Consider the following 15,679-nt stretch of genomic DNA (forward strand, 5'->3'; position numbering starts at 1 on the left):
AGACTCATACATCATACATCATACATAACAACGTATTCCGCCACCAGCGACCAGCAGTGGGCTTCGCACTGCCAGCGCATCTGCATAAGGGGGCGGTCGGCGAAACGACGTAACCAGGGTTGCTGGTAGGCCGTCAGCAATCCCGCAATGAAAAAGTGAAAGGTGTCGAAATCCCGCTCAATGTTCTCTAAGTCCACGTTTGGCAGTCGCTCGCCCATGCGGAACAGGGCCGTTGCCAACAGAATTTGCTCCAGTCGATTGTTCGCCTTGCTTAGTAGCTGTTGTGCATCCGCAATCAGGCGCGGGCGGATGGGTTCCAGTTCGGGGATGTCGAAAGCGTTCATCAGCCGCGCCAGGTGGTAGATGATCAGCGACGTTCGGGCGTAGTGGGGCGCACACTGAAACGGGTCCACTACGTACCGGCCCGATGCCACAATGGCACGCAGATACGTTAGTGAATCGGCGTCGTGCTGATCGCGGGGTAAGTTGTACTGGTAAATGCAGTACAGGATGTTGGTCAGCGCACAAGCGTCGAAATCAATGCCCATGTTCTTTCCAAACCAGGTTGAATAAGCCCGCAGTTGCCGGTATTCGGGATAGGTGTTGTTGATCTGCCGTCCCCGGCTTCCGTTCGCGTGTTGCGCCAGTTTCGCTTTGAGCCAAAGGCCATCGGCCGCTGTAGGCGTGGTTGTCAGGTAGACCATGGCCGTATCGTCAATGTCGTCGGGGATGCGAAAATGGTCGAAATGGCGAAAAATATAGCCGTTGGAGAAATGCTGTGAGGGACGAGTAGGCCAGAAATTATACGTATTCAACCCATCTTTGTTCTTAAAGAGAGCATACGCCTTGGTGGCCCGTTCGGTGATGTCCTCAACCCGTTGCCGACTTTTGGGGGATAGCGTAGCCCGCAGATTTTGCAACGTAAAGACCGTCACCGCTGTAAAGAAAATATTGGTATCCGGGCGCCGGTAAAAAACCAGTTTATTATGGCGGGATGACGCGAACAGACCTGTTTCGTCCTGTAAATCAGCAACCCGTTGAGTAATAGCGTCGATAGATAGAGCATCCATATTTTTCGTAAAAGTACCTTTCCATACGTTCTCTTTTTACAGATTAAGGTTAGATATTTGCCGCCTGGTTTTCCTCTTACAATCAATGCCCAATTTAGTTTTATTCGATGACCCGCTCATCCGTACGGCCTTACTACCGCTAACGTTTACCCGGCCGGTGGCTGGTATTCGTATTGGCATTTTAACGCTGGCCGAAAAATGGGCCAGTCTGCTGGGTCACACACCATCGTACTTAGTTGAGCCTTACCTTCAAACAAAATATCCGCAACAGAGCGGTATCGAGAACTGGTATGTGAATGGAGCGGTCTGCCCCACGGCGGCCCTGGCCGAAGCGATCCAAAACCTGCCGGAAAACACAGGACTGATCACCCATGATGGCCTGATTCTGGCTATTCATACTAACACCCAATTGACAGAGGCCCCGGTCCTGAACGACGCCTTTCCGCTTCGCACGTTTACCGAACCACTTACCATTGTTCGTAATTTGTGGGATATCTTCGTGGAAAACGGCGACCAGATCCGGGCCGATTTTGTGAATCTGACCGCCGGACGCACCTCAGCGCCCATTACCGATCCGTTTACCCGCTGTTACGCCCCCGAAAATATATTTATTGAACCCGGCGCTACCATTCGGGCGGCCGTTCTCAATGCGGAAGGTGGCCCTATTTACATCGGCCGGAACGCAACCATCAGCGAAGGAACGGTTATGATCGGCCCCTTTGCCCTGTGCGAAGGCTCAACCGTAAACTGGGGCGGCAAAATGCGTAGCAACACCACCATTGGCCCCTTTTGTAAAGTAGGTGGCGAGGTGGGAAACTCCGTTTTTTTCGGGTACAGTAACAAAGCGCACGACGGTTTTCTGGGCAATTCGGTCATTGGCGAATGGTGCAACCTGGGTGCCAATGTCAATAATTCAAACCTGAAAAACGATTACACCAACGTGAAGATCCACTCCTACGCCACCGGCCAGCTGGAAGACACCGGCCGGATCTTCTGCGGGCTGACGATGGGCGATTTCACGAAAGCCGGTATCAGTACCATGTTCAATACGGGAACGGTGGTGGGCGTTAGCGCCAACGTATTCGGGGGTGGTTTCCAGCCAAAGCACGTTCCCTCTTTTTCGTGGGGTGGCGCGGACGATGGCTTTACGCCCTACCGAATCGACAAAGCCGTACAGGTAGCCCGCGAAGCCTTTATCCGGCGTGGTATGGAATTTGACGAGGTTGAAGAAGGGATTTTAAAACATATTTTTACCGTAACAGCAGCCCTTCTAGGCCGCTGATACAAGATTATGTTATTTAACGAAATAATCGGTCTGGACGGAACGAAGCAGTTTTTGCTGCAGGCGGTCCAACGTAACCACCTCGCGCATGCGCTGCTGTTCGATGGGCCAACGGGAAGCGCCAACCTCGCGCTGGCACTGGCGCTGGCGCAGTATGTCAACTGCGAAGACAAGCAGGCAGACGATGCCTGCGGCCGGTGCGCTTCGTGCATAAAAATCCAGAAATTCGTGCATCCCGATTTGCACATGGTTTTTCCGGTGGCGAATTTGGCAAAGGGAAAAACATCGGAAGCGTACCTGACCGACTGGCGTAAGTTTCTGCTCGCCACCCCGTATCGAACCCTGCCTAACTGGCTGGAAACGATGGGGGCCGACAATAAACAGGGCAACATCTCGGCCGAAGAAGCCCGGAATATCCTGCAAAAACTCTCGCTGAAATCGTACGAAGGGGCTTACAAAATTATGCTCATCTGGCTCCCGGAGCTGATGAACATAACCTCCGCCAATGCCCTGCTGAAAGTTCTGGAGGAGCCCCCGGCACAAACGCTTTTTCTGCTCGTTACCAACCAGTCCGACAAGCTGCTGATCACCATTCTGTCGCGAACGCAGCGGGTGGCCGTTCGGGCGTTTACCGATGAGGAAGTGGCGACCTACCTGCGCCAGCACCAGAACCTCGACGAAACCACCGCCCGCCGGTTTGCGTACCTGGCGGATGGGAACCTGGCCGAAGCCCTTCAGCTAAGCCAGCGGGACACCGCTTCCACCGACCAGCACATCTGGTTTGCCGACTGGATGCGCACCTGTTACCGGCAGGATTTGATCAACCTCGTTAAACAGGCCGACCAGTTTGATGGTTTCAGCAAGGAAAAGCAGAAGGGATTGCTCGATTACAGCATTCGGCTGTACCGCGATCTGTTCCTCTGGCAGCAGGGAGCCGCTGAGTTGCTGCGGCTGCCCGATGATGAACTGGATTTTGTCAAAAAATTCGCTAAAGTCCTTACCATCGACCATATTGAACGCATTGTTCACGACCTCAACGAAGCCGCCTACCACCTCGAACGAAACGCCCGTGCCAAAATGATTATGCTGGACATGTCGCTCACCTTCAGCCGGTTAATCAGGTGACGTTATGAACCCCCGAACGCCCAAGCCCAAACAGATCATTGGCATGACAGACCTGGTCGATTTTCCGGATCTGGGGCTTTATGACATACAGGCCAAAGTCGATACCGGCGCGTTTACATCCGCCCTGCATTGCAAAGATATCCGGCTGGTAAAGTCGGGAGGCAAACGCAAACTAAGCTTCTGGCTGATTGACAAGACCGGACTACCCGCGCGTAAATTCCGCAGCGACCAGTTTAGCCAGCGCATGATTCGTAACTCGTTCGGCGTGGCCGAATTGCGGTACGTTATTCAAACCCGCATCGTTCTCTTCGGCCGTACGATACGGGCCGAATTCACCCTGGCCGACCGCGAGCAACTCAAAAACCCGGTGCTGCTGGGTCGAAAGCTCCTTCGGAACCGCTTTATCGTCGATGTATCCCAGAAGAATCTGTCTTACGAAGCCAAAACCGCAGCCCAGCCCTGCGTTTTATCGACCGACACCGACGACGAGTAAGCTCGTTTACAAACAACATCTTATCACAACTGAACACTGAATCAATGCGTATTGCCATTTTATCGGCCAATCCGAATTTATATTCTACCCAACGACTTCTCGAAGCCGCCAACCAGCGCGGTCATGAGGGTGTGTTGATCAATCATTTGAACTGCCAGGTTATGATCGAAGGCGGCAAGCCTACGGTGCTGTACGAAGGTCAGGAACTGGACTCATTCGATGCCATTGTGCCCCGTATTGGAGCCTCCGTTACGGATTACGGCTGTGCCGTTGTCCGGCAATTTGAGATGATGAATGTTTTTACAACGGGTAAATCGCAGGCTATTATGCGTTCGCGCAACAAGCTGCGCAGCTTACAGGTGCTTTCCAAAGCAGGGGTTGGCTTGCCCAAGACGATTTTCGCCAACCACCCCAAAAACGGCGATGTCACGCAGTTGATCAAGCTGGTGGGTGGCCCGCCGGTCGTTATCAAACTGCTGGAAGGCACGCAGGGCATCGGGGTTGTGCTTGCCGAAACAACCAAAGCGGCTAAATCGACCATCGAAGCTTTTTACGGCCTGAAAAAACACGTGCTGGTGCAGGAGTTCGTTGCCGAAGCCAAAGGGTCCGACATTCGGGCGTTTGTGGTGGGTGGCCGCGTAGTGGGAGCGATAAAACGACAGGGGCTGGAAGGTGAATTCCGGTCCAACATTCACCGGGGCGGCAATGCCATGACCGTAACACTCACCCCCGACGAAGAGCAAACGGCGGTAGCGGCTGCCCGCGCCCTGGGCCTTAAAGTGGCTGGTGTGGATATGCTCCCCTCCGACCGGGGGCCGCTGGTGCTGGAAGTAAACTCGTCGCCCGGCCTGGAAGGGATTGAAAAAGCAACGGGTGTCGACATTGCCGCTGAAATCATCGCCTACATCGAAGAAAAAATCCGAACCGACGAAGGCGACACGGTGGGGGTTTAATTGTGAATTTTGAATGAGTGAATGAGTGAATAGGCCGAAATCACCATGTGTGCCTGTAACCTCATAACTTAGCAGGCCGAGAAGCCATTCACTCATTCAAAATTCACTCATTCATCATTAAAAAAAATGCCTGCTCTCGATTCTGAACTTAAGAAAGCCATTGTCCGGATGCCGGGCGCGGAGAAAGATAAATTACTGCTGCGCCTAATCACGAAAGACGCCGTACTCACCGAGCGGCTTCAGTTCGAACTGGTTGAAGAAGGCAAAACCATCGACGAACGACGGGGCCTCATCCGCGACTTTATCGACCGTACAGCCAGACTTCACGCGGATACACCCGGCTGGCTGATGATGGATATGCGTACCGCGAGCGGGTACATCAGCCGCCATTTGAAAGTCACGAAAGACAAATACGGCGAGGTGGAACTGATGCTGTACATGCTCAATACCTTTTACGATCACAACGCCCACCTGCTCCAGAAGTACAACTCCCGCACCGACAAAGCCGCCGAATACGTGGCCAAACGAACCGAACAGGTGCTCAAGAAAGCCGTAAAACTCGATCCGGATTACTACGTCGAATTTGTCGACGAGATTAACAAACTGCTCAACTGGGTCAATACGACCGCTTCAGCACATTACGCCCGGCAACTGAGCTTGCCCAAAGAGTGGCTGGTGTGAGATTTATGACGCCTGAGGGCAACATTTATAAATCTGCAAGTTGAGTCAGAAAACCTTCACCAACGAAAAGCACAACAAGCTGTCTAATAGTAAGTTATCACCATCCCCAGACTCGCCCTATAACTCATTTTATGTTGATGGAATGAAGTTAGAAGTCAAGCCGATCTATAAAAGACAGATTTCTTGAAAAAGGCTAATTCGTAACCTCATAGATTGAATTGATAACTGCTCGAGCCTGAGTACTCTTATTGGTGCCTATCAAAATGAAATCGCCACTTTTGAGCACCACCTGAATACCCTCAACGCCTGAAGTCGTGTAAGCACTATTTTTAGGATAGTTTCGATAACCCCACCCCCCATATTCTTTCAGAGGACTATACTTTCTGATATAACAGGTTTTCATTTCATGCCAGGCAATCAATTTAGGCTGTCGCTGAAAGGGGGTAAATTGATAAGAAACTCCCTCGCTACTGATTGTCGTTGTTAGATTAGCCTTTAACGTGAAATAGGTCAGTAGCCAAGCCCCGATCAGAAATAAAATTAAAACGGCATCGGGAGCGGATTTAGTCCCAAAAGGATGGCCCAAGAGAATTTGCTGAATAAAGCCAACCGCGAAAAATAAGTTGACAAATGCTAGTAAGCCAATGACCAGAAATTGGCGAAAGTATTGTTTCTCAGTAAACAGAATCTGATTTTCCATTTCTGTTGTATAAGTGATGTTACACTAACTTAAGCCTCATACCTTATGAATAACATACTTTTGTTGCTGTATACGTGACATGAGCAAAACATACAGCAGTCGCCCGATGAAGGTTTGAGCAGAGATTGATAGCGTATGTACAACTACAATTCGGTTAATTAATGGCTACGGATGGCTTAAAAAGCCATTTAAAACAACTCCTGTTATTAAAACAAAACTACTTGTCTACTCGCAGGTGCGTTTCCACTCAATGGTCTTAGGCTTCTATACATATCACTGCGACCCACGACTTTTACTTCGTTTAAAATAAGGCTGTTATCTAAATACTTTTCGGGCAAAGTATTCGTGGGCACTCGTGGCTTACTGTCCTCATTATAATTTATGTAAACGAAGGCGACCGGCAAAATATAACTCCCTCTGTAACGAGAAGTTAGCCGGGGTACTTGCCTCAAGCTGTTGATTAATTCATACTCAAAGCCAAGGCTTTTTGCAATCTTGGGACTAATCTGTGGGTACAAAACAGCTATATTTTGGAGGCTACCTGTCGAGTCGATGGAGAATTTTACATAGAATCTACCATAAACGCTTCCCCTAATGGCTGTTGCAGGATAATGAAGATGTTGAGCAACGGTAGCCGTAAAAACAGGATCTTCATCAAGAGCATACCCTGTAATCTGAGCGTTCGCTTCCAGTCCGGTTAACAGAAAGGCAACTAGTATTGAACAAAGAGTTTTCATGATTGAGGGGTTAAGCACAAACAACCTATTAACCTCATTTATAATGAGTTACGTTGTTTACTTACGTTTCTTTAGAAACCACCACAAGGCTACGGCAAAAATAATGACAAACAAGACTGGCAGAATAAGACTGCCTTTGTACACCACTCCGTAATAATCACCGGGAAGCGGTTGGGGTTGTCGGGCCGTGTTCATTATTTTAAGGTCGAGGCTGTTGTCTAATCAAACGTTGTGTTAACCAAACATAAGGACTTAAAAGCTAATTAGCTATTGATTCGGCTAGCGTGATACCTCCTCAAGCATCACTTTACACCAGCGAACACTCGGCCATTTTGTGTGTTATGTATCTTTACCCACCCACTTATTGAATCACACATGAGCGAAACAGTTTTAATAACAGGCGGTACCGGCTTCATTGGCCGTCGCCTAACCCGATTGCTTCAACAGGCGGGCTATCAGGTAGCTTTGCTGAGCCGATCACCCAAATCTATACCCGATGTTCGGGTCTATCAATGGGATATACGGAAAGGGCACATCGACCCGCAGGCCATCGCCACCGCCGATCATATTATTCACCTTGCCGGTGAAGGGATTGCTGATGAGCGCTGGACTGACCAGCGTAAAGAGGCCATTCTGAGCAGCCGTACACAATCGACAGATTTGCTGGTACAGGCCTTGAAAGCTAATCCGCATCACGTCAAATCGTTTATGGGCGCTTCGGCTATTGGGTATTATGGCGGCAATACGGACGACCGGCCACTGACAGAGACCAGTGAGGGTGGTTCTGACTTTCTGGCTCAGGTGGTACGTGCCTGGGAACGGTCGGAAGAGCAGGTCGCTACTCTGGGGATTCGAACGGTAAAATTCCGGATTGGCGTTGTGCTTATGGCCGGGGGCGGAGCACTGCCCAAGTTAGTCCAGCCCATTCGGTTGGGAGCCGGAGCTCCCATCGGGTCAGGGCAGCAGTATATCTCGTGGATCCACCTCGACGATATGTGTCGGTTGTTTATCGAGGGGCTGTCAAATACAAAATGGCAGGGCGTTTATAATGCGGTGGCACCTATGCCCGTCACCAACGAAGCCCTAACACGGGCCATTGCTCAGGTACTGCACCGGCCAATATTACTGCCCAACATTCCGGCCTTTGCCATAAAGTTGATGTACGGCGAAATGGCCATCGTCGTAACGGGCGGCAACTACGTGCTCAACAAGCGCATCACCGACGAAACCGATTTTCAGTATCAATACAGCGATCTGACCAGGGCATTGGAGAACCTGTTGGAATGACGTAAGACGTACCCATGGGCTTTAGCCCGTGTCTTTTTCTTAACTATGAGCCAGCTTAGACACGGGCTAAAGCCCATAGGTACGTCTTACATCTTATATTATTAACTCCACTCCCGGTCGGCGGAGTCTTTCGTATTCCAGGTATCGGTTGGGGCAAACCAGGTCGCTCCTTTCTTGAGGAATTTCTTGGCTGCGTCTTCGTTCAGTTCAACGCCCAAGCCCGGCTTATCGGGGACTTTTACGAAGCCTTTTTCAACGATGGGCTTCATGCCGGTTACCAGATCTTCCCAACCCGCTACGTCGACGCCGTGGTGTTCGAGGGCGACAAAGTTCTCGGTAGCAGCTGCGCAGTGGATGTTTGCCATCATCGAAATGGGCGATCCTGCAAAGTGCATGGCCATCGGAATTCCTTTCTCTTCGGCATAATCGCCTATTTTTTTGGTTTCCAGCAGACCGCCCGAGCTGGCCAGATCGGGGTGAATCATGTCGATGGCTTTAGCGTCGATGAGTTTGATAAATCCTTCTTTCAGGTAGATATCTTCGCCCGTCAGCGTTGGCGTTTCAATGGCGTCAGTAATTTGCTTCCATTGGTCGGTGTAGAACCAGGGGACCAGGTCTTCCAGCCAGGCCAGACGGAACGGCTCCATCGCCTTACCAATCTGAATGGCGGTGTTCACATCGAAGTGGCCGAAGTGATCGGCAGCCAGTGGCATATCGTAACCCACAATATCCCGCACTTTACCTACGTGCTCTACCAGCCGGTCGAGTCCTTTTTTCGTGACCTGAATACGGGTGAACGGGTGTTTCGTATTGGCGTAATTGCCTAGTTTACCCGACTCCCGGTCGTTCCACTGCTGCTTAACGCTCCAGTTACTGGCGTTGACAAGCATGCCGGGCTGATCGGCCAGCATACCGATACCGAAGTCCATTTTCAGGAAAGTGTACCCCTGATCCCGGCGCTTCTTCATGTTTTCGGCAAAGCCTTCGTAGGTGTTGGATTCCGGCGTATCGGCATACAACCGGATAAAGTCGCGGTATTTACCACCGAGCAGTTGATACGCGGGTACGTTATACGCTTTACCAGCCAAATCCCATAGGGCCATCTCAACGCCACAAACGCCACCTGCCGCCCGGCTCTGACCGCCAAACTGCTTGATCTGCTTGAAAATCTGCTCTACGTTGCAGGGGTTTTTACCCAGCAACCGGCTTTTGAGCATCAGCGCATAGTTGGCGCTGGCTCCATCGCGAACCTCACCCCAGCCCACGAGACCCTGGTTGGTGTCGATCCGAATAATTGGACTGCTGAAAGGCACACCATTCAGTACGGCAACCCGCATGTCGGTAATTCGCAAGTCCGATGGTTTGGAATCGCGGCTTACTTTCTGGGTAATAAATTCCATTTCCTGGTCGTGCTGACCATCGAACGCTAAACCAAGCGAAAGGCCACCTAAACCGGCATTCCGCAGAAAGTCACGTCGGTCGGAAGATTTTCCCGAGGCTGTCAGTCGGGAGAAGATGTTTTTCATGGCGAAAAAAGACGATAGGGTTTATGTCTGGTTAACACAGATTTTAGTTTTAAGCCAACCTGCACTGCAAAAAAGCGGTAAACGATTAGCCTGGCTTAGTCTAGTGTTCTGTCATCATATAAGTAGGCAAATGCCAGTATTTTACTTATGCGATCGGCTTTTCGAGGAGAATTACCTTAAAACCTACGTTTACCTATGAACTCTTAAGACTCGCCTTGTAACAGAGCCATTTACGTCCCTAAACTTCCTGTAAAACCCTTACCAAACAGTCAGTACGACATTAAAGCAATGATAAAAAGAACACTTTTACTCTTATCGATTATCACTCTTTCGGGTGGCCTTGCCGCCAGAGCCCAACGGGTGGGCTCTTCGCCCGAATACGTTAAAGCCTTAACTGCCGACTGGAAAGGCGAGCGTTTGGCGGATGGCCGTCCGAAGATCCCGGATATTGTCATGGAACGTCTGGCCAATTGTACGCTGGAGCAAATCTGGGGCTATCTGGGCAAGAAAGGCTACCGGAATCAGGTGGAAAAAAACTGGATTATCCTCAAGCCCGGCGAAACCATGACAGGCCGCGCCGTTACGGCTCAATTCATGCCCATGCGGCCCGACCTCGACAGTTTGGTCCGCGCACAGGGGAAGGCCGAAGGCCGCTCCCAAAAAGGCGGGATAAACATCTGGCCCATCGACATATTGACGAAAGGAGACATTTACGTGGCCGATGGCTTCGGTAAGATTAAAGATGGAACGCTGATCGGGTCCAGTTTGGGCAACGCTATTTACGGCAAAACCGGTAAAGGCGTTATCTTTTACGGGTCCGTACGCGACATGCAGGAGTTGAAGGATACGAAAGGGTTCAATGCCTGGGTAAAAGGTCATGACCCCTCATACATTAAAGACATGACGCCAACCTCCATCAATGCGCCCATTCGCATTGGCGACGTAACGGTGCTGCCCGGCGATGCCGTATTTGCCAATGAATACGGAACCGTGTTTATCCCGGCCCACCTGGTTGAAGGACTGGTATCGGCCTCGGAAATGACCGCTCTGCGCGACGAGTTCGAACGGGTGCTGCTTCAGCAGGGCAAATACCCATCCGGCGAAATTCACGGCGATTGGTCAGATAAAATCAAAGGAGAATTTAGAACCTGGGTTGGTAAGTACCCAAAGAAGCTGGCTATCACCCAGAAAGATATTGACAGTTATCTGGCTAAAGAAGGCCACTGATTGTAATTGTACTTATGTTTAGAGAGGAGTAGCCGGATTTTGTGCCCAAAATCCGGCTACTCCTCTCTAAACCTTTTTACCATTAATTCACAAAAATGATGAGCTTCAGAATTGCCGTTTTATTGACGTTTGTTGTAAGTTTCTGCTTTAGTAGCGCTTTACAGGCCCAGACTATACCGAAAGATGAGCTGATGTTTTTAACGTCCGAGTGGAAAGGAGAGCGATTTCCGGATGGACGGCCCAAAATTCCGGATGGCTTGCTCGAACGGGCTAAATACATAGGCATTGACGACGCCTGGACGGTGCTTAAAAACGAAGGCTATGTTAACCAGTTTGAGGGCAACTGGAAACTGATTCATAATGATGTACCCGTAACCGGTCGGGCCGTTACGGCGGTTTACATGCCAAGTCGGCCAGATGTTGAAAAGCTCATTAAAGATCGGGGCATCACCAAACAGGGCCGCAAAGGCAACACCAACACCTGGCCCATTGAAGTACTCAGCAAAGGAGATGTTTACGTAGCCGATGCCTTCGGTAAAATTGGCGGGGGCACACTCATGGGTGCTACGCTGGGCAATGCTATTTTCAGCAAAACGGGCAACGGCGTTGTATTTAACGGAGCAGCCAGAGACCTTCAGGAGCTACAGAGTATAAAAGGCTTCAATGCGTTTGTGCGCGATTTTCACCCGTCTTTTCTGGAAGAAATGGTCCTGATGGGCCTGAATGCCCCCATCCGGATTGGCAACGTAATGGTGCTACCCGGCGATTTGGTCATTGCGCAGCGAGAAGGCGTACTATTCGTACCGGCCCATATGGCCGAACAAGTGATCAGCACAGCGGAATTCGTAACCCGCAAGGATCAGTTTGGGTTCGAGATGGTAAAGTCAGGGCGTTACACAACCGGTCAGATTGACAGCCAATGGACGGACGAAATAAAGACGAACTTCCTTGCCTGGCTTGGCAAACACCCGGAGCTAGGCACCATGACCAGACCAGACCTGGACAAAGTAATGAGTAAACGAACGTGGTAGCTTTCGTTTGGCAGTACAGCCTTCTTAGTTTAAGGAGGCTGTTTTGTTCTATAGTCTTTTACTTTTTACATAAAACTAATTATAGATTAAATGGATTAGTTACCTCTTATTAAGTATAAAAAGCCATTTGATAAACGCGTGAATTAGCCGCCAGAATACAATTTTTACACCGTTTGTTAGCGGAAATTAAGGATCGGATTTATATCTTTTTACTAATGCTATTTACTTACTTTTCTAACTTTACTACCTAAACCATAAAATTATTTATTACCAATTCTTTATATTTTAAATCATATATCTTGCCAAGATACCGCTCACTAAATTTTTATAGTAAAAAATGATTTTACTTCCCAAAAGTGCAAAAAACATAAACTCTGAGTTTATATGAGAAAATGTTTTTTCATACTTATACCAAACTATTATAGGTTGATTTTCAATAGAATAGCCTTGACACCAACTAAAATATGAACGCTTAATAAAGAAATAAATAATCAAAATTTTGTATACGAATAAATTTAATAGAAAACAAAATAGTTATTGCTTTTTTACAACTTGCCTATACCTTTGATGCATCAGCAAATAACGACGTTTTGTAACGCCAAAGTAACTGATATAAGTATATACACGCTCGTAAATAGGGGTCTCACAAACCTGTTTTCAGAAAGTGTATATATCGGTTTTTTCATAGGTTTTGTATTCCCATCATATCATGAAAAAAATTATCCTCACCGGTACAGCTATTCTAGCTCTGGCAGCAGCATGCTTTGCCCAGAATAATACCTCAACGATTACTCAATCTGGTAGTCAGCAAAGTGCAGAGGTTATGCAGAAGGGTAAAGCCTTAATATCAACTATTGTACAGACATCAGCCAACAACATTGCCAACGTCGGTAACGTTGCCAGAACCATTCAGAAATCGGCTACGTCATTCTCGGAGAAAAACCAGGCCACCATTAATCAGTTAGGGACGAGATATGGCTCGGCGACTATCGAGCAGGAAGGGGTTGGCAACCTGTCAACGATCAACCAGAAAAACAACAATGCTGGTTCTGGCGGAGATGGCAATGTGGTAACAACGTTCCAGAGAGGGTTCAATCAACAAATAACCGTCAATCAGAACGACAATTCGATAGCCAACCAGGTCGCTATGCGCCAGGAGAATACAGGAGCTGCCCAAACAGCAACTGTTAATCAAACTAATGGCTCTACAAAAAACTCGGCCACGACGAACCAAGTCGGCAATAATAATACACTGAGCATCAGTCAGTCAAACAATTCAGACAACAACATTGCTACGATAAGACAAGGGTTTCCCGTTAACCTGGGTGCCAGCGCGTTTAATGCAACGGCCATTGTTGAACAAAACGGAGGAGCTCTTGGGAGTTCGTCGGGCAACGAGACTACCATAACTCAAATCAACCGAGCGTCTAATATTGCGCGAGTTTTTCAGAACAATTTCAGTGGTGGTATTGGTGAGTTGGGGAACGACGTTACCATTAGTCAGTCAGGAGTCTTAGGATCCATTGCCAGTGTAAGCCAAAGCAACCACTCCCAGAACAACTCTACGGTTATAAACCAATCCGTTGCGGGTCAACATACGGCTTATATCAATCAGGACGGCGATGATATTTTTAGCAGCTACAATAACACGGTGGCGGTTAACCAAACCGGAAGCGGCAATAAAACGGATATTCGTCAGCTAAGTGCCGATTCAAACAAGAATGGGCAGGGCGATAGCTACAATAACGCAGCAAACGTTAGCCAGTCCAATTCACTGAATCAGGCATTTATTTTTCAAAGGGATTTAAGCGCCTTCAACACGGCAACCGTTAATCAAAACGGGGTTAGTGATATAGCCACCATTACCCAATCGATCAACTCGATAGCCAACAACGCCACGATCAACCAGGGGGCTTTCAGCAATGGCAACAACAGGGCGTCGATTACACAGCAACAATCTGCGCCGGATGGTGGACTGGGCGGGAATTCAGCGACCATCAGTCAGAACCTGATAGCCGGGGGGAGAGATAACATTGCGTCCATTGTGCAGGGAATTTTAACCTCAGCCTTGAACTCGAATGCAAATCTGGCTACCATAAATCAGGAGGGCAGTTCAAACCAGGCCCGTTTGCAGCAAACCGGCGACTTAAACGTAGCGACGATCTTACAAACCGGTAACGGCAACATCGTTCGCAATGCAGATGCATCCCTTAACTCGTCGGCTCTTCAGTTAGGCACAAACAACAGACTGACAATAGAGCAGGCAGCCGGTAGCAGTGGCAACATCGCTAACGTAGCACAGATTGGTTCAGACAATATTGCCAATATTCTGCAGAATGGCTCAGGCAATACGATCACCTTTTCGGAGATAGGTAATGGTCATAACATTTCCGTTGCGCAGACTGGTATCGGCAATACGGTAAGCATCAGTATGATTGGCAACTAGCTTTATCTATTTAGAGTCATTTTACGACCGAAAGCCCCCAGGACTCACGTTTAAACGATCCTTTCTTTATGAAAAACTTCTTTTTAGTAGGACTTGCCGCCCTGAGTGGAGCAACGGCAGGCGCTCAGAATAAAGCGACCATCACGCAGGAAGGCACTGCTCATGAAGTAACTGTTGTGCAGCAGGGTTCAGGAAATACATCAGTTATCAACCAGTCGGCGGTGAGTAACGGTAATCAGGCTACCGTTACTCAGTCGGGCAACGGCAATAGGGTCACTATCAGTCAGGGGAGTGACCCGCAGCATGCAAGCGGATCGCAAAATTCGGTAGACGCCAGTCAGTCAGGTACAGGTGAAACAATCATAAACCAGTCGAATGGTGGCAATACAATAAGTGTTTATCAAGGGCCAGCCTCAATCAACAGGAAAGAAAGAAAGAAGAGTAAACAAAAATAGCGACCGTTATCAGATAATAGGTATAGTAAATTACCACACCTTTTTTTATAACGTCATCCTATTGCACGAGAAAATCTGCAATAGGATGACGTTTTTAGTTTCGATAGTACCTACCTAAAAATCCACTCACTTGAACAAACTTTTTTAAATAAGTCATGTCCTGGCAGATACCTGTCTTTCTAAAATCACTAACCGTAAAACCTACAAACAAATCAGAAAAATTTAGTCTACGTTTATTACTTATCAACGATCGCGCCTAAGCACAAGCAAACAATATAGCTCCCTGAAAAATATATTACCTAAAAATAAAATTATCTATACTAAAACCGAAAGTAGAAATATACGTTTAAAAAAAAATGAAACTAAAATGGCAACAGAAACAGTAATTATGATACCCAATATTTTTTAATTCAACAATACATATATCCTTGTTTCCAATTTTTACATTAAAAAAACAAACCGAAAAAATAACTACCATTCGCTAAATATAAGCATTAAAAAAAGTGGCTATTTCATTGATTTAAATTAAATTTTTTCACGGAAAAGTCTTATTATACAAAAGAACAAATAGTCGAATCAGTAATACTATTTACTCATTGTCAGACACTTATTAACAATAGCACACATAGACATCATTAATAATATTCTAATTTGAATATTTAACAA

15 protein-coding genes are annotated in these 15,679 nt (G+C 48.1%); 10 read left to right on the plus strand and 5 right to left on the minus strand.

From position 1 onward, the window contains the following. Positions 1–11 precede the first annotated feature (11 nt). On the minus strand, positions 12–1,070 hold the full coding sequence (locus CRO74_RS22680; protein ID WP_097129201.1) for a hypothetical protein: 1,059 nt from the start codon (positions 1,068–1,070) through the stop codon (positions 12–14). 85 nt (positions 1,071–1,155) lie between these two features. On the opposite strand from CRO74_RS22680, the gene CRO74_RS22685 reads away from it, so the two are divergent. From CRO74_RS22685 to CRO74_RS22705, 5 genes are all read left to right on the plus strand, one after another. Next, positions 1,156–2,352 carry a GlmU family protein gene (locus tag CRO74_RS22685; protein WP_097129203.1) on the plus strand — a complete coding sequence of 399 codons (1,197 nt, stop codon included), beginning with the start codon at positions 1,156–1,158 and terminating at the stop codon, positions 2,350–2,352. 9 nt (positions 2,353–2,361) lie between these two features. After that, positions 2,362–3,477: a DNA polymerase III subunit gene (locus tag CRO74_RS22690; protein WP_097129205.1), complete on the plus strand. Its 1,116-nt coding sequence runs from the start codon at positions 2,362–2,364 to the stop codon at positions 3,475–3,477. A 4-nt stretch (positions 3,478–3,481) separates the two neighbouring features. Continuing rightward, positions 3,482–3,970 carry an ATP-dependent zinc protease family protein gene (locus CRO74_RS22695; RefSeq protein ID WP_097129206.1) on the plus strand — a complete coding sequence of 163 codons (489 nt, stop codon included), beginning with the start codon at positions 3,482–3,484 and terminating at the stop codon, positions 3,968–3,970. Between the two features lie 44 nt (positions 3,971–4,014). Next, positions 4,015–4,923, plus strand: a complete 909-nt coding sequence (gene rimK, locus CRO74_RS22700; RefSeq protein WP_097129208.1) for a 30S ribosomal protein S6--L-glutamate ligase — start codon at positions 4,015–4,017, stop codon at positions 4,921–4,923. A 126-nt stretch (positions 4,924–5,049) separates the two neighbouring features. Continuing rightward, positions 5,050–5,604: a hypothetical protein gene (locus tag CRO74_RS22705; protein ID WP_097129210.1), complete on the plus strand. Its 555-nt coding sequence runs from the start codon at positions 5,050–5,052 to the stop codon at positions 5,602–5,604. A gap of 193 nt (positions 5,605–5,797) precedes the next feature. On the opposite strand, the gene CRO74_RS22710 is transcribed toward CRO74_RS22705, so the two are convergent. The 3 genes from CRO74_RS22710 to CRO74_RS31700 form a co-directional block, all read right to left on the minus strand. Continuing rightward, positions 5,798–6,304, minus strand: coding sequence for a hypothetical protein (locus tag CRO74_RS22710; protein WP_097129211.1), 507 nt, complete (start codon positions 6,302–6,304; stop codon positions 5,798–5,800). Between the two features lie 206 nt (positions 6,305–6,510). Next, entirely contained in the window at positions 6,511–7,041 is a 531-nt protein-coding gene (locus CRO74_RS22715) for an energy transducer TonB (RefSeq protein ID WP_097129213.1), read from the minus strand. Positions 7,042–7,098: 57 nt separating this feature from the next. Beyond that, entirely contained in the window at positions 7,099–7,236 is a 138-nt protein-coding gene (locus CRO74_RS31700; protein WP_179830273.1) for a hypothetical protein, read from the minus strand. A 180-nt stretch (positions 7,237–7,416) separates the two neighbouring features. On the opposite strand from CRO74_RS31700, the gene CRO74_RS22720 reads away from it, so the two are divergent. Next, on the plus strand, positions 7,417–8,328 hold the full coding sequence (locus CRO74_RS22720) for a TIGR01777 family oxidoreductase (RefSeq protein ID WP_097129215.1): 912 nt from the start codon (positions 7,417–7,419) through the stop codon (positions 8,326–8,328). 101 nt (positions 8,329–8,429) lie between these two features. Here CRO74_RS22720 and CRO74_RS22725 read toward each other — a convergent pair whose 3' ends face one another. Continuing rightward, positions 8,430–9,854 (minus strand): mandelate racemase/muconate lactonizing enzyme family protein, encoded by a 1,425-nt coding sequence (locus CRO74_RS22725; RefSeq protein WP_097129217.1) that lies wholly within the window; start codon positions 9,852–9,854, stop codon positions 8,430–8,432. 288 nt (positions 9,855–10,142) lie between these two features. Between CRO74_RS22725 and CRO74_RS22730 the strand changes: the two genes are divergently transcribed. The 4 genes from CRO74_RS22730 to CRO74_RS22745 all read left to right on the plus strand — a co-directional run bounded on the left by CRO74_RS22730 (position 10,143) and on the right by CRO74_RS22745 (position 15,013). Next, complete coding sequence (locus tag CRO74_RS22730; protein WP_097129219.1) at positions 10,143–11,081, plus strand: RraA family protein; 939 nt, start codon at positions 10,143–10,145, stop codon at positions 11,079–11,081. A 98-nt stretch (positions 11,082–11,179) separates the two neighbouring features. Further along, positions 11,180–12,112: an RraA family protein gene (locus tag CRO74_RS22735; protein ID WP_179830279.1), complete on the plus strand. Its 933-nt coding sequence runs from the start codon at positions 11,180–11,182 to the stop codon at positions 12,110–12,112. Positions 12,113–12,821: 709 nt separating this feature from the next. After that, a complete protein-coding gene (locus CRO74_RS22740) occupies positions 12,822–14,558 on the plus strand; it encodes a beta strand repeat-containing protein (protein WP_097129223.1) in 1,737 nt (578 codons plus the stop codon). 68 nt (positions 14,559–14,626) lie between these two features. Next, positions 14,627–15,013: a hypothetical protein gene (locus CRO74_RS22745; protein WP_097129224.1), complete on the plus strand. Its 387-nt coding sequence runs from the start codon at positions 14,627–14,629 to the stop codon at positions 15,011–15,013. Positions 15,014–15,679 lie beyond the last annotated feature (666 nt).

This window comes from Spirosoma fluviale (assembly GCF_900230225.1).
Lineage (GTDB): Bacteria > Bacteroidota > Bacteroidia > Cytophagales > Spirosomataceae > Spirosoma > Spirosoma fluviale.

Bases quoted from the DNA above. Each gene is read 5' to 3' on its own strand.
- CRO74_RS22715 (WP_097129213.1), bottom strand. From the start codon at position 7,041: ATGAAAACTCTTTGTTCAATACTAGTTGCCTTTCTGTTAACCGGACTG.
- CRO74_RS22710 (WP_097129211.1), bottom strand. From the start codon at position 6,304: ATGGAAAATCAGATTCTGTTTACTGAGAAACAATACTTTCGCCAATTT.
- CRO74_RS31700 (WP_179830273.1), bottom strand. From the start codon at position 7,236: ATGAACACGGCCCGACAACCCCAACCGCTTCCCGGTGATTATTACGGA.
- CRO74_RS22735 (WP_179830279.1), top strand. From the start codon at position 11,180: ATGAGCTTCAGAATTGCCGTTTTATTGACGTTTGTTGTAAGTTTCTGC.
- CRO74_RS22705 (WP_097129210.1), top strand. From the start codon at position 5,050: ATGCCTGCTCTCGATTCTGAACTTAAGAAAGCCATTGTCCGGATGCCG.
- CRO74_RS22730 (WP_097129219.1), top strand. From the start codon at position 10,143: ATGATAAAAAGAACACTTTTACTCTTATCGATTATCACTCTTTCGGGT.
- CRO74_RS22685 (WP_097129203.1), top strand. From the start codon at position 1,156: ATGCCCAATTTAGTTTTATTCGATGACCCGCTCATCCGTACGGCCTTA.
- CRO74_RS22740 (WP_097129223.1), top strand. From the start codon at position 12,822: ATGAAAAAAATTATCCTCACCGGTACAGCTATTCTAGCTCTGGCAGCA.
- CRO74_RS22695 (WP_097129206.1), top strand. From the start codon at position 3,482: ATGAACCCCCGAACGCCCAAGCCCAAACAGATCATTGGCATGACAGAC.
- CRO74_RS22680 (WP_097129201.1), bottom strand. From the start codon at position 1,070: ATGGATGCTCTATCTATCGACGCTATTACTCAACGGGTTGCTGATTTA.
- CRO74_RS22725 (WP_097129217.1), bottom strand. From the start codon at position 9,854: ATGAAAAACATCTTCTCCCGACTGACAGCCTCGGGAAAATCTTCCGAC.
- rimK (WP_097129208.1), top strand. From the start codon at position 4,015: ATGCGTATTGCCATTTTATCGGCCAATCCGAATTTATATTCTACCCAA.
- CRO74_RS22745 (WP_097129224.1), top strand. From the start codon at position 14,627: ATGAAAAACTTCTTTTTAGTAGGACTTGCCGCCCTGAGTGGAGCAACG.
- CRO74_RS22690 (WP_097129205.1), top strand. From the start codon at position 2,362: ATGTTATTTAACGAAATAATCGGTCTGGACGGAACGAAGCAGTTTTTG.
- CRO74_RS22720 (WP_097129215.1), top strand. From the start codon at position 7,417: ATGAGCGAAACAGTTTTAATAACAGGCGGTACCGGCTTCATTGGCCGT.